General features: G+C 58.2%; 21 protein-coding genes and 4 pseudogenes. 10 read left to right on the top strand and 15 right to left on the bottom strand.

Annotated features, from left to right (window positions below):
• Positions 1 to 114 precede the first annotated feature (114 nt).
• The 6 genes from WI754_RS24885 to WI754_RS24860 all read right to left on the bottom strand — a co-directional run bounded on the left by WI754_RS24885 (position 115) and on the right by WI754_RS24860 (position 4461).
• The gene (locus tag WI754_RS24885; protein WP_341487937.1) at positions 115 to 399 is read right to left on the bottom strand and encodes a copper-binding protein; all 285 of its coding nucleotides are present in this window, start codon (positions 397 to 399) and stop codon (positions 115 to 117) included.
• A gap of 22 nt (positions 400 to 421) precedes the next feature.
• On the bottom strand, positions 422 to 901 hold the full coding sequence (locus WI754_RS24880) for a plastocyanin/azurin family copper-binding protein (RefSeq protein WP_341487936.1): 480 nt from the start codon (positions 899 to 901) through the stop codon (positions 422 to 424).
• 40 nt (positions 902 to 941) lie between these two features.
• Entirely contained in the window at positions 942 to 2291 is a 1350-nt protein-coding gene (locus tag WI754_RS24875; RefSeq protein WP_341487935.1) for a copper oxidase, read from the bottom strand.
• Positions 2292 to 2305: 14 nt separating this feature from the next.
• Entirely contained in the window at positions 2306 to 3769 is a 1464-nt protein-coding gene (locus WI754_RS24870) for a TolC family protein (protein WP_341487934.1), read from the bottom strand.
• Positions 3766 to 3993: a hypothetical protein gene (locus WI754_RS24865; protein ID WP_341487933.1), complete on the bottom strand. Its 228-nt coding sequence runs from the start codon at positions 3991 to 3993 to the stop codon at positions 3766 to 3768. The genes WI754_RS24870 and WI754_RS24865 overlap by 4 nt, the downstream gene beginning before the upstream one ends.
• A gap of 90 nt (positions 3994 to 4083) precedes the next feature.
• Positions 4084 to 4461 (bottom strand): hypothetical protein, encoded by a 378-nt coding sequence (locus WI754_RS24860; RefSeq protein WP_341487932.1) that lies wholly within the window; start codon positions 4459 to 4461, stop codon positions 4084 to 4086.
• Positions 4462 to 4570: 109 nt separating this feature from the next.
• On the opposite strand from WI754_RS24860, the gene WI754_RS24855 reads away from it, so the two are divergent.
• From WI754_RS24855 to WI754_RS24825, 7 genes and pseudogenes are all read left to right on the top strand, one after another.
• Positions 4571 to 4840 (top strand): hypothetical protein, encoded by a 270-nt coding sequence (locus WI754_RS24855; protein WP_341487931.1) that lies wholly within the window; start codon positions 4571 to 4573, stop codon positions 4838 to 4840.
• A gap of 62 nt (positions 4841 to 4902) precedes the next feature.
• Positions 4903 to 5115 carry a GDCCVxC domain-containing (seleno)protein gene (locus WI754_RS24850; protein ID WP_341487930.1) on the top strand — a complete coding sequence of 71 codons (213 nt, stop codon included), beginning with the start codon at positions 4903 to 4905 and terminating at the stop codon, positions 5113 to 5115.
• A gap of 134 nt (positions 5116 to 5249) precedes the next feature.
• Positions 5250 to 5420 (top strand): hypothetical protein, encoded by a 171-nt coding sequence (locus WI754_RS24845; RefSeq protein ID WP_341487929.1) that lies wholly within the window; start codon positions 5250 to 5252, stop codon positions 5418 to 5420.
• A gap of 58 nt (positions 5421 to 5478) precedes the next feature.
• Complete coding sequence (locus WI754_RS24840; protein WP_341487928.1) at positions 5479 to 6123, top strand: class I SAM-dependent methyltransferase; 645 nt, start codon at positions 5479 to 5481, stop codon at positions 6121 to 6123.
• Positions 6124 to 6277: 154 nt separating this feature from the next.
• Positions 6278 to 6547 (top strand): annotated as a pseudogene (locus WI754_RS24835) (VOC family protein); the annotation flags it as partial.
• Between the two features lie 239 nt (positions 6548 to 6786).
• The gene (locus WI754_RS24830; protein WP_349438061.1) at positions 6787 to 7164 is read left to right on the top strand and encodes a hypothetical protein; all 378 of its coding nucleotides are present in this window, start codon (positions 6787 to 6789) and stop codon (positions 7162 to 7164) included.
• Positions 7165 to 7353: 189 nt separating this feature from the next.
• Positions 7354 to 7809, top strand: a complete 456-nt coding sequence (locus WI754_RS24825; RefSeq protein ID WP_341487926.1) for a hypothetical protein — start codon at positions 7354 to 7356, stop codon at positions 7807 to 7809.
• Between the two features lie 33 nt (positions 7810 to 7842).
• On the opposite strand, the gene WI754_RS24820 is transcribed toward WI754_RS24825, so the two are convergent.
• From WI754_RS24820 to WI754_RS24800, 5 genes and pseudogenes are all read right to left on the bottom strand, one after another.
• Complete coding sequence (locus WI754_RS24820; protein WP_341487925.1) at positions 7843 to 9123, bottom strand: ATP-binding protein; 1281 nt, start codon at positions 9121 to 9123, stop codon at positions 7843 to 7845.
• Positions 9124 to 9277: 154 nt separating this feature from the next.
• On the bottom strand, positions 9278 to 9454 hold the full coding sequence (locus WI754_RS24815; protein WP_341487995.1) for a hypothetical protein: 177 nt from the start codon (positions 9452 to 9454) through the stop codon (positions 9278 to 9280).
• A gap of 33 nt (positions 9455 to 9487) precedes the next feature.
• Positions 9488 to 9844: pseudogene (locus tag WI754_RS24810) on the bottom strand (transposase); the annotation flags it as partial.
• Between the two features lie 396 nt (positions 9845 to 10240).
• Positions 10241 to 11173 (bottom strand): annotated as a pseudogene (locus WI754_RS24805) (IS30 family transposase).
• 94 nt (positions 11174 to 11267) lie between these two features.
• Positions 11268 to 11477 (bottom strand): annotated as a pseudogene (locus WI754_RS24800) (type IV secretory system conjugative DNA transfer family protein); the annotation flags it as partial.
• A gap of 146 nt (positions 11478 to 11623) precedes the next feature.
• Between WI754_RS24800 and WI754_RS24795 the strand changes: the two are divergent.
• Positions 11624 to 12397 (top strand): TIGR01458 family HAD-type hydrolase, encoded by a 774-nt coding sequence (locus tag WI754_RS24795; protein WP_341487924.1) that lies wholly within the window; start codon positions 11624 to 11626, stop codon positions 12395 to 12397.
• Between the two features lie 190 nt (positions 12398 to 12587).
• Here WI754_RS24795 and WI754_RS24790 read toward each other — a convergent pair whose 3' ends face one another.
• The 3 genes from WI754_RS24790 to WI754_RS24780 all read right to left on the bottom strand — a co-directional run bounded on the left by WI754_RS24790 (position 12588) and on the right by WI754_RS24780 (position 14463).
• Complete coding sequence (locus tag WI754_RS24790; protein ID WP_341487923.1) at positions 12588 to 13433, bottom strand: methyltransferase domain-containing protein; 846 nt, start codon at positions 13431 to 13433, stop codon at positions 12588 to 12590.
• A 269-nt stretch (positions 13434 to 13702) separates the two neighbouring features.
• Complete coding sequence (locus WI754_RS24785; protein ID WP_341487922.1) at positions 13703 to 13978, bottom strand: hypothetical protein; 276 nt, start codon at positions 13976 to 13978, stop codon at positions 13703 to 13705.
• Between the two features lie 257 nt (positions 13979 to 14235).
• The gene (locus tag WI754_RS24780; protein ID WP_341487921.1) at positions 14236 to 14463 is read right to left on the bottom strand and encodes a response regulator; all 228 of its coding nucleotides are present in this window, start codon (positions 14461 to 14463) and stop codon (positions 14236 to 14238) included.
• A gap of 186 nt (positions 14464 to 14649) precedes the next feature.
• On the opposite strand from WI754_RS24780, the gene WI754_RS24775 reads away from it, so the two are divergent.
• Complete coding sequence (locus tag WI754_RS24775; RefSeq protein ID WP_341487920.1) at positions 14650 to 15267, top strand: type IV toxin-antitoxin system AbiEi family antitoxin domain-containing protein; 618 nt, start codon at positions 14650 to 14652, stop codon at positions 15265 to 15267.
• Positions 15260 to 16129 (top strand): nucleotidyl transferase AbiEii/AbiGii toxin family protein, encoded by an 870-nt coding sequence (locus WI754_RS24770; RefSeq protein WP_341487919.1) that lies wholly within the window; start codon positions 15260 to 15262, stop codon positions 16127 to 16129. The genes WI754_RS24775 and WI754_RS24770 overlap by 8 nt, the downstream gene beginning before the upstream one ends.
• A 512-nt stretch (positions 16130 to 16641) precedes the next feature.
• Here the strand turns inward: WI754_RS24770 and WI754_RS24765 are convergent.
• Positions 16642 to 17043 carry a helix-turn-helix domain-containing protein gene (locus WI754_RS24765; protein ID WP_341487918.1) on the bottom strand — a complete coding sequence of 134 codons (402 nt, stop codon included), beginning with the start codon at positions 17041 to 17043 and terminating at the stop codon, positions 16642 to 16644.
• Between the last annotated feature and the right edge of the window lie 47 nt (positions 17044 to 17090).

Genomic DNA, 17090 nt, shown 5'->3' with positions numbered 1-17090 from the left:
TTGAGGCGGGTGGGTTTCGAAGAGTTACCTGTCGGCCGAGCCCGCTTGTCTCGGTCACCGTGAAGGTGTGTGGGACACGGCCATTTAAACGGCCGCGTCCCTGATGATATCGGCTTACTTGACTTCGGTGACGGTCAGCTTGCCCTCGACGCGCTCGGCGACGAACTCGATGCTCGCGCCCTCCTTGAGCTTCTCGAGCAGGGCGTCGTCCTTGACGCGGAACACCATCGTCATGGCAGGCATCTCGAGGGCCTTGAGCTCCTCGTGGATCAGCGTGACCTTCTTCGCCTTGGCGTCGACTTTCTTGACCGTGCCCTTGGTGAATTCGGCAGCAAACGTTCCGGAGGCGAGGGCGACTGCGAGGGTGGCCGCCGCTGCGAACTTAATGATGGATTTCATTGTCATCTCTCCTTGGGTGGAATCACTTCTTGGCTACGGTCACGTCGCCATGCATCCCGGCGTCGTAGTGACCGGGAACGAGGCAGGCGATCTTGAAGGTGCCGTCGTTGGTGAACTTCCAGATGATCTCGCCGGACTTTCCGGCGGCCAGTCGGATCGCGTTCGGATCGTCGTGTTCCATTTCCGGAAACTTCTCCATCACGGCCTTGTGCTCCATGATCTTGTCTTTCTGGTCGAGGACGAACTCGTGGTCCAACTCGCCTGCGTTCTTGATGGAGAAGACGATGGTCTGACCTTTGCGGACCTTGAAGGTGTTCGGCGTGAAGATCATCTTGCCGTCGTCAGTCTCCTTCATGGAAACGCGGATCGTCTGGGTGGCTTGTGCCTTCTTGCCGGGCTCACCGACAGCCATGGCTTCACCGTGACCACCAGCGTGTGAACCGGAGGCAAAGGCCGGAGACGCGAGCGCCGCGAGGAACAATGCGATAATTGCAGTCTTCATGATTCAGTCCTTTGGTTGTTTGATGGGATAGATTTCACGATCAACCGTGCTTCATGGGTTTCGGGGTGATCTGCGTCTTTGCGTCTTTCGCCTTGGTCGTGTCGGGAAGCTCACCCGTCCACTCCCAGGCCTGCGTACCGGGTGGGTTTTCGTACCAGCCGGGATCGGTGTAATCGTCGGCCGCGATCCCCTCGCGGACCTTGACGACGGAGAACATGCCGCCCATCTCGATGGGGCCATGCGGACCCCAACCGGACATCATCGGAACGGTGTTCTCCGGAATTTCCATTTCCATTTCGCCCATGTCGGCCATGCCAGCGGTCCCCATCGGCATGTATTCGGGGCGGAGTTTCCTGATCTTCTCGGTGACTTCTTTCTTGTCGACGCCGATGAATGTCGGGATGTCATGCCCCATGGCGTTCATCGTATGGTGCGACTTGTGGCAATGGATTGCCCAGTCACCGACGTATTTGGCGTCGAACTCGTAGGCCCGCATTGCGCCGACCGGGATGTCGATGCTGACTTCCGGCCAGCGGGCTTCCGGCCGCACCCAGCCGCCGTCCGTGCAGGTGACCTCGAAGTCGTATCCGTGCATGTGGATCGGATGGTTGGTCATGGTCAGGTTGCCCACCCTTACCCTGACCCTGTCATCCTTGGAGACCACAAGCGGGCTGATGTCTGGGAAGATGCGGCTGTTCCAGGCCCAGAGGTTGAAGTCCGTCATTTCCATGATGCGCGGAACGTAGGTGCCGGGGTCAATGTCATAGGCGCTGAGCAGGAACACGAAGTCCCTGTCGACAGGCATGAACTTCTCATCCTTGGGATGGATGATGAACATCCCCATCATCCCCATGGCCATTTGGACCATCTCGTCGGAATGCGGGTGGTACATGAAGGTGCCCGATTTCACGAGGTCGAACTCGTAGACGAAGGTCTTACCGACTGGGATGTGCGGTTGCGACAGCCCGCCGACCCCATCCATTCCGGACGGAAGGATCATGCCGTGCCAGTGGATGGTGGTATGTTCCGGTAGCTTGTTGGTCACGAAGATGCGAACGCGGTCGCCTTCGACCGCCTCGATGGTCGGGCCTGGCGACTGGCCGTTGTAGCCCCAGAGATGCGCGGTCATGCCTTCGGCCATTTCGCGCTCGACAGGCTCCGCGACAAGGTGGAATTCCTTGACGCCGTTGTTCATCCGATGGGGCAGGGTCCAGCCGTTCAGGGTTACGACGGGGGTGTAATTCGGTCCCGATGAGGGCCGGACGGGCGTCTGAGTGTCGGCGGTTTCCATGATGGTCGCCTCAGGCAGACCCATATTCGAGGTCTTCGCCCAGGCGGCGGTCGAAACCAGGGCTGCGCCTGCGCCGAGCATCTGTCTTCTGTTGAACATGTCTGTGTCCTTTCCTAGTGACCGCCGCCGCCGCTTTCGGCAGCCGCTGGGACTTCCGTTTCGCCACCGGCTGCACCCGCCCCGCCGCCATAAATGGCAGGCGCAAGATTGGCTTCGGCCAGCCAGAAATCGCGTTTTGCGTTGACGGCGAGGAGTATCGAGTTGACCTTCTCCCGGCTGTCGGCGAGCAGTTCGAACGTGTTGGTGATCATGCCGTTGTAAGTGAGGAGGGACTCTTCCTCGATCTTGGTCCTGAGCGGCACGACGCTGTTGCGGTAGTGTCGGGCGATGTCGTAGTTGGAGCGATAGGCCTGGTAGGCGGACCGCGCCTCGGAACGGACGTTGACTGCCTTTTCCGCAAGCAGGTTCGCAGCCCGCATGTAGGCCAGCTCCGATTTTCGCATTCGGGCCCTGCCGCTGTCGAAGATCGGGATGACGAACTCCAGCGCGACGTTGCCGGTCGTGTCGACTTTCTTCTCACCGTCCTCCAGTTCCCGTTCGGTCTCGAACCCGGTCAATATTTCGAGATCGGTGACGTAGCGTGTCGCTTCCGTTAGGTTGTAGGACTTGGCCGTAGCTTCGAGATCGAGCTTGGCCATCTGCAGATCGACGCGACGTTGCAGGGCTTCCGCCTCGATCAGGTCTCGCCTGATCAGACCCTTCGGAAGCTGCGCCAGGCGATTGGGAATCTGGTAGTCGGTATCCGATCCCCAAAGTCCCATCAGCCGTGTCAGTTGTTCTTTCGCGAGACGGGCCTCAAGCCGGGCCTTTGCGGTCTGCCCTGCGAGTTCCGCGTAGAAGACGTGCTCACGGGCTTGGCCGCCCTTGGTCATCGCACCCGTTTCGCCGAGTTTTTGCGCAAGCTCCGAGGCCGCGTCCGCCGTCGCCTGTGCCTGATTGAGCTGGGCGACCGTTTCCCAGGAGGCAACGGCGTTGATCCACGCCCGCCGGGTATCGGCGGCGAGCTGCAAGGTCTGCAAGGCTGCATTGAGCTGGGCCTGGCGGAACTCGGTATCGGCAATCTCCACGTTCCGCTTGTGGGTGGCGAGAGCCAGGATGTTGGTGGCGATCACGCCTTCGACTGTCTTGAATGCTTCAAGCCCCGGCGCGCCGATCCCAATCAACCCCACCTCGACTGTCGGGTTCACAAGCATGGTCGACTGCCAGGCGTCGGCAGCCGAGTCGCCGAGATCGGCGTAGGCTGCCTGGAGACCCTTGTTGTTGAGGAGGGCGACCTGCACCGCTGTCTCGACATCGACGTTTTTCTTCGCCAGAAACGTCTTCACCCGACCCGAGACGGTCTGGGCATCGTGGCGGTTCTGAATCCAGACCGTGTCTTTTCCGGTCGCTTCTGCGGTTTTGTTGGATACGGACGAGAATCCGGAGTTCTTCTGGGAATACTCAGCCGCCGAGACGCATCCACCGAGAATAAGCGGGAGCGCGACGGTCGCCGCGAGCTTGAGTTTTGTCACGTTCATGACGCGCCTCCGTCTGGAACCTGCGCGTCGTTCTGGTTTCGCCACGGTTTGGGATCGACCGGGACGCGGTGTGTGTAGCCCGAAACGGGGTTTTGGTAGCGGACCGGGCGAACGTCGACCGGCAGGTCGGCAAGGTCGCCCGAAGCAATAACTTCAGGGGGCAACGTGGCAGCGCAACCACTCGCAAGGAGCGGCAAGGCAACCACCAGAAATATAGGTTTCATGGTGTAATCCGAATAGGAGAAGGCAGCGGCGCAGCGGGTAATAGCACCCACCTACGCACGTTCAGACCCGCAAGGACGGGCGTGTCCTATTCAGATATTCGGGGGGCGATGCAGCGGCACGAGTTCGCCGACGACACGATTGTCGTTGATGAATTCGCGGATGGAAGTCACGACGGGGCCGCCGACCAGATCGGCCGTCGCGATAATCGCAAAACTCACGCAGAAGTCCTTGCAGCACTCCTGCTTCGCAATTTTCTGCATGTCGTCCGGAGAGGCGCTTTCGTCTTCATGGACGTGGTCGCCGCTTGTCATCTCGTGGTGGTCGTCAGATTGGACGGTCGACGATGTCGCTATCGGCCCATGCATCGCTGCCGAAGCAGCGGGCAATGAGTATCCAGCCAGTGATGCGATGATCACCAACCGAAACAGAACCAGCATTTTTGCCAATGTGATTCGATACATACCCATGCCCGAGGACTACCATCAGCCCGGAAGTTGTCAATTGCGAGCTTCATCTATCAGATGATTCGCGTCGAATATGTGGCACTGCACAACGACGTTCCCCTGGACGAAGACCATGCATCACCATCAATCACCGGATATGAAGACCTGCATCGAGAACTGCCTGGCCTGCTACCAGGAGTTCGGCACGCAGGAGCTAGGCATGTCGGCGATCTCCAACATCGGCCTGGTCACGGTCTGGCAGTTCGCACGGCGAAAGGATGATGCGGGTGCCGGCCGCCTGGCGACGCTTCTGCTCAGCCTTGTTTCGTCGTTGGCTTCTCGGCCTTCTCCTTCAGGCTCCTGGAGAATGTGCCGATGCTCGCCCGCATCGGCTGACGCGTGATATTAAGGGCTCAGAAAATTCCTTCCCGGCGTGCGACGCCCAGAAAGTGATATGATACCGCAATGAGTGCTGTCGTTCTCGTATCCGTTCTGACCTGCCCTCGTTGCGGCTTCGCAAAGCTGGAAACCATGCCCACGGACGCCTGCCAGTTCTTCTACGCGTGTCTCAACTGCAAGACGCTGCTGCGCCCCAGTCCTGGGGACTGCTGTGTGTTTTGCTCGTTCGGTTCCGTGAAGTGCCCGCCGGTCCAACAGCAGCACGGCTGTTGCGGGTAGGACCTAGCAGGAGTCTCCGCGGCGGACTTGCCTCTGGTGGGCCGTCTCCTATCTCGCCAGCAAGCACGCGCTCTTCGATGCGGATCTGAAGACGGGCGGCGACAAGCAAGGCGACCGTAATCAGCAGTTGCACGATGGTGGGGAACGCCACGAGGCAGGCCGACGAACAGCAGAACCTGTCCGACAAATACCGAATTACGGGAAACGCGAAAGGGACGGGTGTTGACGATCTCGCCGACACGGGCGCGACCGTTGTCGTCACGGCAAACGCGGTGCGCCTTCTCACCTACCGTTCCAAGAATTAAGAAGGCCTCATTTGTTTAGATTCAAGGTAAACTTGGCTTCTTAAAAAGGAGGCTTTCGATGGCAGCGACCGACCGACAAGCTCATTGGGAAGGTGTCTACACAACAAAGGCAGATACCGAAGTCAGTTGGTATGAGGACAGCCCCGAACTATCGCTGACACTGCTGCGTGAAGCGGGTCTGACACCGGAAATGTCGGTCATCGACATTGGTGGTGGTGCGTCGCGGTTGGTCGATGCCCTAGTGGAATCCGGTCAGGCCCACGTCAGCGTCCTTGATCTCTCTGCAGCAGCCCTCGAGACCGCGAAATCCCGACTGGCGGGCGCTGCTCGGACACAATGGATCGTATTGGATGTGACCGCATGGACGCCCGACCGGCAGTATGATTTTTGGCACGACCGCGCCGCTTTTCATTTCCTCACGACAGTCGCGGATCAACAGGCATATGTTCGCGTGCTGGGAACGGCTCTCAAAGACGGAGGCAAAGCCGTGATCGGCACCTTTGCATTGGACGGGCCGGAGACATGCAGCGGCCTGCCCGTTGCCCGCTATGATGCGGAAGGCCTGCAAGCTGTTCTCGGGGAACAGTTCAAGCTGGCCACGACACGGCGGCATCAACACACAACCCCGTGGGGATCGATACAGAAACTCCAGTTCAGCACGTTCGAAAAGGTCGGTGAGCAGAGCGACTCGCTGGAAGTTTGATACTATAGGTCAGCGATGGGCCTCGTTCCGGACCGTTGCGCGCAATGCGGCTAAGGTCCGTCCGCGCCATGAGCATCTTGGAAATGAATCAGAAGTCAGCGGCGAGCGGGCTGGCCAGCTCAACGAGACTTCCGGAAGGGTCGACCAACAGAATTTGCGATCCGCCTGGTCCCGTGACGACGAAGCGGCCGTCGAATGGTACGCCAGACACCTTGGCATTTCGCTTCTCTCCAGCCACGCACCCGCTTTTGCTGACATCAAGTGCGGTTCGTTGCGGCTCTTGCTCAGCGGGCCGACCAGCTCGGCGGGCCGACCGATGCCCGATGGCGAGCAACCGCGGTCCGGCGGCTGGAATCGCATTCACCTCACCGTCGACGACTTGCCTGCCGAGGTCGGTCGTTTACGCACCGCCGCCGCACAGTTCAACGCGGACACTCGTGGTCGGGAGCAATCATTCCGCCATCAACGTCGCGCTGGCCCTAATGGAACTGCAGGAGACCGATCCCCGGACCGAGGTCTTCGGGGCGCGCTCCGCCACCACGGTGTCGATCGCCTGCTCTGCGGTGGCATGAACAACCAGTTGCCCGAGCGGGGTGCGCTCGGACTGGCCGCCGCCTCGTCAACCTGGTTTTTGGAAGCGATCTGTCCCAGACTTGGCTTTCCGTGATCGCAGCAGTGCTGCTGCCGATTGGCCTAGCGATCCTCCTTGCCACAGCGCCATGGATAGCGGGAGCCGTCCTGTTCGCCATCTGTGTCGGTCTGGGTTCCGGTCTTACGAGCATCGGCAACGGCACTCTGTCACTGGAGCTGTTCGGACGGGAAGGATATGGCCGCCGAATTGGCTGGTGCACATCCGCCAAGCAGTTGACGGCAGCCCTCGCGCCGGTCGGCATGTCGACCGCGATGTCCGGGATGGGGGTCGTCGCGTCGCTGTGGCTGGTCGCTGCAGTCGGCGTGATCAGCGCGCTCGCCTTCTTCGGCATCACGTTTGCGGTCGAGCGTCCGTTTGCAAGGTCAAAGACGGCAGCAGACAACGTCTGATCAGATATTCACCCGAAACTTTCGCTTCCGCCGCCATTTTCATCCCGAATGCCCCTGGCCCCACGGTGAGTTCGACGCCGATGAGGACCTTCCGACGGTGTGTGAGTAGAGGGGCACTAGGTAGCAAATGCCACAAGATTCCAGACACTGAAATTGTTACCTCTAGCTCTTCCGATGGAGTTGGATTGTATGGTGTCGATCGTCGAGGAATTGAAGGGCAAGCTGGCCGAGCTGGATGCCAGGCTTGAGGAGATAAAGGCCGAAGCGCTCGCCTTGGAATCGCAGAAGGCGGCGTTCGTGACCGTGATAAAGGTCTTTGATCCCAGCGCGGCATCTGCGGCTCCTCAGCAGCCCAAGAGGAAGGATCGATCTACACCTGGTCGCCGTGTGACTGACCTTCTCAGAGGCCGTGATGTCCGCCGCGGTGTGCTTGAAATCCTCCGAGATGCGGAAGAGCCGATACTTGCAGGCGATCTGTCGAAACAGTTTGCTGAACGAGAAGGCTTTGGGTCCGAGATCGGCGGGCTTAGTCCGAACCTTGCCGGTCGGTTCTCCGGCCTGCTCGAACGAATGGAGCAGACAGGGCTGGTTCGCTCGTCAGGTGCTTCCGATGGTCGTCGTAGATTGTGGGAGATCGCCAGGTAAGCGTCCGAGGGTTAAAGTGGGACCCCCACTCGGCTAACTGTCATTGAATGACCAAAATATCGACAGAGGGAGCGCGAATATGTTTTCGCCGAAACTGAGCACGCGCTCCCCCATATAGATAACGATGCCGACGAAGGGACGGTTCATACCTGGGCCTTCGTCTCGAAACCACCGCAGATGTTGAAAGTCCTTTGCTTCAACCGTAGTCGATGTCTTCATTTCGAAGCCGATAATCGTTCTGTCTGACTCAGCAAGGATGTCTATCTCGCGCGCCCTTTGCCTCCAATGATAAAGCCGCCACTGACGCATCTGATGAGGGAGGGATTTCCACGTTTCATTGAAAACGAAATTTTCGAACAGGCCGCCGAGTGCTGTGGGATTCGCGCCAATATTGAAGCTCTGGGCGTTCATACTCCTCAAAGCCGCGACGATCCCAGTATCCACAAGATGGATTTTTGGTTGGCGTATGTCGCGCTTGGACTCTCCGGAGGTCCACGCGGGCAATCGTCGCAATAGAGAGAGCTTGGTTAGAATATCAAGGTAGGTCTCGGTGGTATTCCTTTGTAAGCTGATGTTTGAACATAGTTCGTCTATATTCAGCTCGTTTCCGACACGCGTCGCTAGTTGATCGATCATTCGCCTCATGGCGTCTGATTTTCTTATTTTTAAGATGTACGCAACGTCGCGCTCCACGACACTGTCAACGTAGTCTGTGTATCGATTTTGCCTCCAGCGCTCTTCCAGAGTTCGTATCTCGGGGAAACCGCCTGCGACTATCAAGTCGATGTATTGTACCCTGGACAACGTTTCTGGTTTAGGCAGGTCTAGCGGATCGGGACGGTCCTTCGTCGATGCCCAGTCGAGAATTTTCGCTGGCCCCATGCGCTTTGTTTCGGCGACACTCATTGGAAGCATCGTCATTGTATGAACCCGACCCGCCAACGAGTCCGCCACGTGCGCGGAAATGAAAACGTTGGATGAGCCTGTCAGGACGAACTGACCCATTGCTCGGTTTTCGTCCACGATTCTCTTCAACGCCAAAGCTAATTTCGTTGATCGTTGGGCTTCGTCGATAATGAGGGGGCCTGCTTTCGTCTCAGCCAAAAGGGCATCCAGTTGTCCTTTTGGATCGGCCTCAATAGCAGCAAGCACACCTTCGTCATCTAAGGTGATAAATTTTCCAACGGTCAATAGATCACGTACCAGTGTCGTCTTCCCGACCTGACGCGGTCCAATAATGCTTACCACGCGCGCTGATGTAAGTGCGGCTCTAAGTTGGGGCTGCAGATGACGCGGGAGAAGGCTCTCGTCCATGACACTTCTTTTTCTCAGTAAACCGATATGGCGAAAGTTGTAATAGCGTATCGGTAAAAGTGTCAATAGAAATCTGGTGAAAGTTTCAATAGTATTCTGGTGAAAGTGTCAATAGCATTCTGGTGGAATCGTCAATAGCGCCCTGGTGGAACTGTCAGTACGCGTTGGACTTCTCGGTCCAGACTTGGTCCTCGATGCGCTCTGCCGCGCCCTGCCAGTAGCCGCAGAGGTTCTTCGACGTCGTGCGGTGGGTGACGGTGCGCAGCACGTCGGCGAGCTGCCAACGCAACCCCATGTAGCGAGTGTCCTCCTTCCAGGCGACCATGGCCATGTACCAGTCCAGGTACTTCACCGAAAAACGGTGGTGAATGCCTACATCCGAGCGCTCCGCGCGGGAGAAGAAGCTTTCGATCAGGTTTGTGTCGACCCCGTCCTCGGTCTAATAGGCCCTGCCATGGTTTACCCGTCGGAGGATCGCCAATCCGACAAGGTCGTCATAGGAGCCGTGTTCGTCGGCGGTCAGCAACGATTTCGGCTGGACATGATCGCGAACGGCCGCCCGGGCGGCCTTGGGGTTCTCGTCGGAGACCACGCGCGTGATCGTGCGGTTCGGTGCGTCGGGATTGTGTTCGCGGATCGACAGAACGCACATCCGCTTGCCGTTCTGGTTCTCCTTGCGGCGACGGTCGATACGGTCCTCCTTCTTGTTCTCGGCCTTGATGTGGCCGCCGCTGTACTTGCCGTCGATCTGGACGGATACCCCAGAGCTTCATCTTCGCCCGGCGCTTGCCGATCGCCTCTCTGATCTTTGCCAGCAGTACCCAGGCGGTCTTGTACTCGACGCCGAGCTTGCGTGTGAGGTGCAAGGCAGCCATCCCTTTCACCGCCGTGACGTCCTCCCAGATGGCCATGATGAGTTTCTTGAACGGGAGCTTGCGGGAGTGGAAAACGGTGCCTGACGTGACTGAGAACTCTCGCATGCATTCGCCCTCCGAACAGCGGAAACGCCGTCGGCGAATGCCGTATGGTTCTGTGTTACCGCACTTGGGGCAGAACGGCTGGCCACCATTCGCAGAATCTGCACCAAGTACAACATGGGCGTGTGCAGGGTAGGGGATCAGCCGCATTCAAGCAAATGCGCCATGAAGACCTCGGCCGGTGTTTTGTAGCCCAAGCACTTTCTTGGCTGCGAATTCAGGTGATGGGCGAGGTCGACAAGTTGCTGCTGAGCGACGTTGGACAGATCATATCGCCGGGATCGCAGAACCAGCTTCTGGCGCCGATCCCATCTTCCAAAGCCCTGAAAGCGGAGAACTCTGTGCCGCGATCAAAGGTGAAGCTTCGGCGTGCAAAAGACGGCAATGGTGAGAAGGCATGGATGATCTTGTCCATGATCGGTCGCGAGTGACGGCTGCGGTTCTTGACCATTACCGTATAGCGGCTCTTGTGCTCGACGAGAGAGGTGACGTTGGTCTCTCCGAGTTCACGCCGGAAGATCAGGAGATCGCCCTCTCAATGCCAGAACTGTGATCGATCATCAATAAAATCAGTCCGTTGGGAGATTTTGTAGTCAAGAAGGATTAAGCCGTCGCGCGGCTTGCGTGCGCCGCGGCGCCGACGCCTGCGACGGCGTTCCGGCAGGTGCGGATATAGCCCGAGCGGACAATCTTCAATAGATGAAACGATAAATCGTTTCCGGGCAAATGCGCACAGGGCTGACGCCATCGGCGAGAAGCCGGCCGGCGATCTGCTCGGGTGACCAAAACGCCTTCAGTCGGTCGATGACGAGGTCGCGCAACTGCGGATGGCGTCTGAGTTTGCACAGCCGTCGTCGGCGCTCCTTGCTCATGTCGCTGGCGATACCGCTGCAATTGCCGCTATATTCCGGAAACTCGCGATCGTGGAACGTATTCCGTTTAAGCCCGCGATAGATCGTCGAGCGATAACGACGGAGTTGGCGGGCAATCTCCGCCACGGAAACCTTGCCTTCTCTGAGGTGAAAAAGCCGTCTGCGGTCAGGCAAGGTGAGCTGCGAATAGCAACGGGGCATGCATATATCTCCAAGGCGAAGCCATTGTTTTTACAAGCATGTCGCGCTTGGAAAGTGAATGTACCCGGCTACGCATCCTGTCAAAGCAACTTAACGAAGAGACGTGATTGACAATAGGCGTCGATTTCGACTCGTTGTAGATATCCTGAAGTCGAGCTCTGAGTTTGGGCTCTGGCTCCGACAGATTGGCACGAACCTGACGCAGGTTCTGGTTCTCCGTTTCCGTGTCTCCCGACAGGCAGACATCGGCGATTATCGCAGTCAGAAGCTGCAGCGACGAAGCACGGTAGAAGTCGTCCCGAACGGAATTTCGGATAGTGACGGCGAGGCGAGACTGGTGATGGAATCGTGGCCTGTGGAAATCATGGTGCCTTGCCTCTTCCCTATCGGACCGATCGAGTAGCATTCAAAGTCATTGACCGACCCTTCGCGCTCATACAGTATTCTCTCATGATCAAAGGCGTCCTGTTGGATATCTCCGGCGTGCTTTGTGATGGCTACGCAGCGATGCCTGGGGCCGTCGAGTCGGTGTCGCTCCTGCGCGCTGCCGAAATCCCCATCAGGTTCCTAACAAACACAACGCGACAATCCAAACGTCAGCTTATTCATCAACTCCAGAGCTTCGGCATCAACGCGGCTCCGGACGAGGTGTTCACACCCGTTGCGGCGGCCCGTGCCTGGCTAGTTGAGAACGGTTACGTGCCGCATTTGCTGGTCCATCCCGACCTTGAGGAAGACTTCGCCGATTGCCGCGCTGATGGACCAATTGCTATCGTCCTCGGCGATGCGGCTCAGCGTTTTACCTATGACAATATGAACGCGGCCTTCCGCAATCTGCAGAACGGTGCACCATTTCTAGCACTTGCCCGCAACCGCGTGTTCCGCGATCTTGACGGGCGTCTCAGTCTGGACGCGGGGCCCTTCGTCGAGGCGCTCGAATATGCCAGTGGCACGAAGGCGAGGCTTTTCGGCAAGCCGTCGTCGGAATTCTTCCTCGCGGCGGTGGCGAGCACTGGTTGCGATTCGGCCGATGTAGCCATGGTTGGCGACGATGCGGAGAGCGACGTCGCCGGTGCGCTTTCTGCGGGTGTCGGAAAAGGCATTCTCGTTCGGACCGGGAAATATCGCTCCGGCGACGAGAACAGTGTCGCGCCCGAACCATCTGCGGTGGTCGAGGATATCCGGGCAGCTGGCTGCTATATTCTGAAGATGCGGAACCGCTGACATTTGGACCAGAATATCGGGTTGGCGTGTTGAACCATCTCTCTCGCCCATCGAGGGCTTTTGGGACAGGTTGTGCGACGACGCGAAGTGGTTTCTGGGTATCGGTTCTATAGCGGTAAGTGGGCATATCCGAACATGATCTGGGCCGCGGCGCGCGAGGCGTTCCAGGACGGGCGCGACACACGGCTGGCTAGCGCGTCCCGAAGGTCATGGTCGCGGTCGATAGCAGGCGAATTTGACCTTCCTGCATAGCCTCTCGCGCGGCGGCCAACACCTCATCGCGGATCTTCGCACGTATCGTCGTGTCCGCCTTCGAAAGCCCGGCGACCACCGGCGCTGCTATATCCGTCATGAAGTCCCAGTATTGTTCGGGCGTCGCGTGTGTCATCAACGAGGAGACCTCCTCTTCTTTGATGTTCTTCAGGCCTGCTTGTTCGAAGGCGTTGCGCATCAGTGCTGGTTGAGCGCATCGAAAGAGACCTGGCGAGCCTGGCGGAGGCGGGGGCATCTGAACATGACGTCCGATCGCCGACATGATGGTCGTCGCCCAGGGGTTCTTGTCGGGCCTGCTCCATACGGCAGTGACGATCCTCGAGCCAGGCTTTGCGACGCGAGCGAATTCGCGTGCCGAGAGATCGATGTCCGGAAAGAACATGAATCCGAAGCGGCAGAGGACAGCGTCGAATGTACCGTCAGCAAAGGGAAGGGCTCCCGCATCGGCGACCCTGGTCTCGAAATTCGACAAGCCGCGGCGCTCTGCATTCTCCGCGGCGACCGCCAGCATGCGCTCGGAAAGATCGGTCACGGTGACTTTCCCGTCCGGCACCATGGCGGCAGCGGTGAGGCCCGGCTCGCCAGTACCGGCAGCGACGTCAAGAACCTGCGAGCTGTCTCCCAGATTGGCGTGGCGGAGCATCGCGTCGCCAAACGGGGCGAGCCATCCAAGCACCAGTTCGTCCCATTTCTTCCAGCCCGCGGAAAAGCGGTCCCATGTGTCGCGCTGCTGGTCGCGGATCTCATCGAAGCTGTTAGGCATGCCCGTTCCTCCTTGATTGCACCGCTTTGGGGTGACGTTTTGCTCTGACGGTCGGAATGACATTTCCGATCTGGCACTCAAGTCGAATGGAATTGCGTCGGGAGGAACCGCGAGCCCGCGGCAACGGAGCTTCATCTCGAATGCTAGATGTCAAAAGTAGATGGGCGGTCATTCCAAAAAAAATCTGCGCACATCGGACCTCGGCTAAAGGACGCGCGGTCACCTGGGCGAACCATGACCGCAGCGGTCGTGGCCACCGGACAGGCGTCTCATCCGCCGTGACGGCCGGCCATCATTTCGCGATCACAAGTTTCGACCGCCGTTACGGCAAGTTCCTTGGATGATGCATAACCCTGTTGGACACCTAACTGGCTGGTCTCCGTCCCGCCGATATTCGACCATCTCCATGCGCCCTCGGTTTCCATGCGCCCCTCGAGTGTCACTCTGCCGATCATTCGTTGACCTTCGTAGCCAACAAAGTCGTGGTCAGGCGAGAAATACATTGGCATCCAGTAGTATTCATGAGGCGTTGTGTCTGCGAGCATCGATCGTTGCTCCTTCGCGTGTTTAAGGTTTGCCCTAGCCCCCCAGTTCCACCTTTTATTGGCTGCAGGATGCGCTTCGTCCCAGTAAAAGGAAAGGCGATATGTTAACTCCCTGCGCTAGCAGGAATTTGAAGCTGCGCCCTTCTCAGCGGACATCATGGGCTGCCCAAAACCATCTCCTTGATTTGTCTGGACGATGACGTTCGGATGATAGGGCTTGCTGAAAAAGCGGCCCGCCAACTCAAGGGCGGCATCGTTCAGATAGCGGCTGCCAGTTTCAACCCATCCATGGAGCCGGACATGGCGATGTCGGTGAACACGAGTTGGATCGCGCGATCGCGATCGAGGATTACGATTGCATCGTCGGCGTTGGTCGCTTCCAAGACCTTGAACCCGGCATCGTCAAGCGTATCGGCGAGCGCCATGCGCAAAAGCGGTTCGTCCGCGACGACAAGCACGGTCACGTTCGCATTGTGCGCGCCCATCTCGCCCAGTGACCTGGGTCGTCGCCATTCAGGTAGTCTCGGTAAAACGCATGACAACGCGCAGATGTCCCAAAATCGAGGCAACTATTCGTGGTGAAGAATTCACGAAGCGAGGGCTTTCTCGACTTTAGGGGTTGTGATACAAATCCTCGGACAATAAGTCCCATTCTCCGAGCTTTTATATCAATGCCCAGTTCCGTCACTCAACGCCAAATCGCCCGGGCCGTGCTAACTGAGCGCGGAATAGCACGTTTGACGGAACTGCGTAATGCAGGTGTGACGGGGGCCACCATGAGCCGAATGGAAAGGGATGGCGAGGTGCTGCGGCTTGCCCGCGGTCTCTACCAACTTCCCGATGCGGAGCTTGATGTCAACCACAGTATGGCAGAGGTTGCCAAACGCGTCCCGAAAGCCGTTATCTGCCTCGTTTCGGCCTTGGCATTCCACGGCCTGACGGATCAGCTTCCGAGACAAATCTGGCTTGCCATAGGCCGTAAGGACTGGGCCCCGAAACCGGACGGCCCCGCTATGCGCATCGTACGTTTCACGGAAAGCCTTCTCAACGAAAGCGTCGAAACCCATGTCATTGAAGGCGTTCCCGTGAAGGTCTTTGGAATAGCCAAGACAATTGCCGATTGCTTTCGCTATCGCAACAAGATCGGCCTTTCGATAGCGATGGAGGGGCTGCAGGAGGCACTGCGGCAACGAAGGGCTACTCCTGGCGAAATCGCCAACCAGGCCGAACGCGGTGGCGTCGGAACGGTGATCCGGCCATATCTCGAGGCGCTAACCGCCAATGGCTAAAGAAATCAGAAACGTCGGCGCCTCCGTGCGCGCGCGCCTGTTGCAACTCGCCAAGGCAAGCGGGCAAAGCTTCGATCTGGTCCTGACGCGTTTCGCTCTTGAACGGTTATTGTTCCGGCTCAGCCAGTCGCCCCACGCCGGTCGCTTCGTTCTAAAAGGGGCGATGTTGATGTTGAGTTGGTTCGACGATCCGCACCGAGGCACGCGCGACCTCGATCTTTTGGGTTTCGGTGATCCGAGTCCGGACCCGATGCTTAAGACATTTCGGGAAATTCTGGCGCAAGAGGCCGACGATGGCGTCACGTTCGACTCCGATACGCTGCATGTGGATCGCATTCGCGAGACACTGGATTATGGTGGGCTCAGGCTGCGGGTGATCGCTTCGATCAGCGGAGCCCGGATCAACCTGACGATCGACATCGGGTTTGGCGATGCGCTTGAGCCGGGGGTGGAAGTCCTGGATTATCCTTCTATGCTCGATTTTCCGATGCCGCGGCTCCGGGCCTATGCGCGAGAAACGGTCATTGCCGAGAAGTTCCAGGCAATGGTGATGCTGGGGCGAGTAAACAGCCGCATGAAGGATTTCTACGACATCTGGATCCTCAGCAGGTCTTTCGACTTCAGCGATGATCGGCTGGCGCGCGCAATAGCCGCTACCTTTGAGCGCCGCGAGACACCGATCCCCATCGACCGACCCGACGCCCTAACGGACGCCTTTGCCAAGGACCAGCAAAAGCAGCGGCAATGGCGCACTTTCGTTGAAGGCGTTGCACACAATCCTGGCGATCTGACAGACGTCATCGCGGAGATTGCCACATTCCTGATGCCGCACGCGGTTGCGGCTGCGAGGCTGGACAAATGAGTGGTTTGGTCGCAACCACGCGAGTTCATCGCTCAGCGAACAGAAATCAGATCCTGCCGGTTTTTTATCGGGCAACTCCATAGCTGAAACCCGTCAGTATGCGGTTTTGTACTGGCTCGCCAACGCAACAACCACACACCATGCATCAGGCTCACACTAATTTCATGCGTCGGAAGCACATTAATTTCGTGCTTTGGAGTCGCGCTAAATTTTGGCTTGGCCGGAACATGCCCCGCGAATGCAAGATGAACTCAACGCTATTGCCGGCCACCAATGCGGGAAAGATCGATCCGTATCCCCGCGCGCCCAACATCCTGCACCGTCTCTGGCTGTACGTCTTTCGGTGTCGCTTTCTCGCCATCCACGTCCTCGGCGGGATCCGTCTCATCGCTTTGCTGCGGCGAGTGACGTCAATCACACCACCGATATGCATGGCAGCTAAACACATCCACTGCGCTTACTCTGCCTTCCCAATCTTGTGATCGGTCGCCACCACATCGTCCGCGAGCTTATTACGATGGTTTGTCCGTCCCCGCCAAGCTGTCGGATTCCGGACGCCCCGCCGCCCACGTCAAAAGGGCGTCGAGTGCGGGACACAATGCTTGCCCCCAATCCGTTAGCCGATATTCCACCTTCGGCGGAACCTGATGGTGGACGATGCGGAGAACGATCCCATCCTTCTCCATCTGTCGGAGCTGCTGGATGAGCATCTTTTGCGAAATCAACGGGATTGCGCGTTCGAGATCCGAGAAGCGCATGATCCGGCCTCCGAACAGATGAAACAGGATAACCAGTTTCCATCGACCCTCGAGCAGCTTCAGGGCCTGCTCGACGCCTTCCGCCGCCGACTCTTGCGTGTAGGCATGCACCTTACTTTCAGGTGAGTACCTTACTTTTTCGTGCGTTCTTGTCATTTGGAGAGCCTACAGCCATTTTCGGATTCACACAATCCGACGGTCGA

It is taken from the genome of Pararhizobium sp. A13 (genome assembly GCF_040126305.1).
GTDB lineage: Bacteria > Pseudomonadota > Alphaproteobacteria > Rhizobiales > Rhizobiaceae > Pararhizobium.
The sequence above is the reverse complement of the archived record's forward strand: the minus strand, read 5'-3'. Positions and strand labels throughout refer to the sequence as shown.

Coding starts and splice junctions, on each gene's coding strand:
- WI754_RS24840 (WP_341487928.1), top strand. CDS start 5,479: ATGGCAGCGACCGACCGACAAGCTCATTGGGAAGGTGTCTACACAACA.
- WI754_RS24765 (WP_341487918.1), bottom strand. CDS start 17,043: ATGACAAGAACGCACGAAAAAGTAAGGTACTCACCTGAAAGTAAGGTG.
- WI754_RS24875 (WP_341487935.1), bottom strand. CDS start 2,291: ATGTTCAACAGAAGACAGATGCTCGGCGCAGGCGCAGCCCTGGTTTCG.
- WI754_RS24880 (WP_341487936.1), bottom strand. CDS start 901: ATGAAGACTGCAATTATCGCATTGTTCCTCGCGGCGCTCGCGTCTCCG.
- WI754_RS24775 (WP_341487920.1), top strand. CDS start 14,650: ATGCCCAGTTCCGTCACTCAACGCCAAATCGCCCGGGCCGTGCTAACT.
- WI754_RS24885 (WP_341487937.1), bottom strand. CDS start 399: ATGAAATCCATCATTAAGTTCGCAGCGGCGGCCACCCTCGCAGTCGCC.
- WI754_RS24785 (WP_341487922.1), bottom strand. CDS start 13,978: ATGCTCGCAGACACAACGCCTCATGAATACTACTGGATGCCAATGTAT.
- WI754_RS24850 (WP_341487930.1), top strand. CDS start 4,903: ATGAGTGCTGTCGTTCTCGTATCCGTTCTGACCTGCCCTCGTTGCGGC.
- WI754_RS24845 (WP_341487929.1), top strand. CDS start 5,250: ATGGTGGGGAACGCCACGAGGCAGGCCGACGAACAGCAGAACCTGTCC.
- WI754_RS24780 (WP_341487921.1), bottom strand. CDS start 14,463: ATGGGCGCGCACAATGCGAACGTGACCGTGCTTGTCGTCGCGGACGAA.
- WI754_RS24855 (WP_341487931.1), top strand. CDS start 4,571: ATGCATCACCATCAATCACCGGATATGAAGACCTGCATCGAGAACTGC.
- WI754_RS24790 (WP_341487923.1), bottom strand. CDS start 13,433: ATGCCTAACAGCTTCGATGAGATCCGCGACCAGCAGCGCGACACATGG.
- WI754_RS24815 (WP_341487995.1), bottom strand. CDS start 9,454: ATGGCCATGGTCGCCTGGAAGGAGGACACTCGCTACATGGGGTTGCGT.
- WI754_RS24865 (WP_341487933.1), bottom strand. CDS start 3,993: ATGAAACCTATATTTCTGGTGGTTGCCTTGCCGCTCCTTGCGAGTGGT.
- WI754_RS24860 (WP_341487932.1), bottom strand. CDS start 4,461: ATGGGTATGTATCGAATCACATTGGCAAAAATGCTGGTTCTGTTTCGG.
- WI754_RS24820 (WP_341487925.1), bottom strand. CDS start 9,123: ATGGACGAGAGCCTTCTCCCGCGTCATCTGCAGCCCCAACTTAGAGCC.
- WI754_RS24795 (WP_341487924.1), top strand. CDS start 11,624: ATGATCAAAGGCGTCCTGTTGGATATCTCCGGCGTGCTTTGTGATGGC.
- WI754_RS24870 (WP_341487934.1), bottom strand. CDS start 3,769: ATGAACGTGACAAAACTCAAGCTCGCGGCGACCGTCGCGCTCCCGCTT.
- WI754_RS24825 (WP_341487926.1), top strand. CDS start 7,354: ATGGTGTCGATCGTCGAGGAATTGAAGGGCAAGCTGGCCGAGCTGGAT.
- WI754_RS24770 (WP_341487919.1), top strand. CDS start 15,260: ATGGCTAAAGAAATCAGAAACGTCGGCGCCTCCGTGCGCGCGCGCCTG.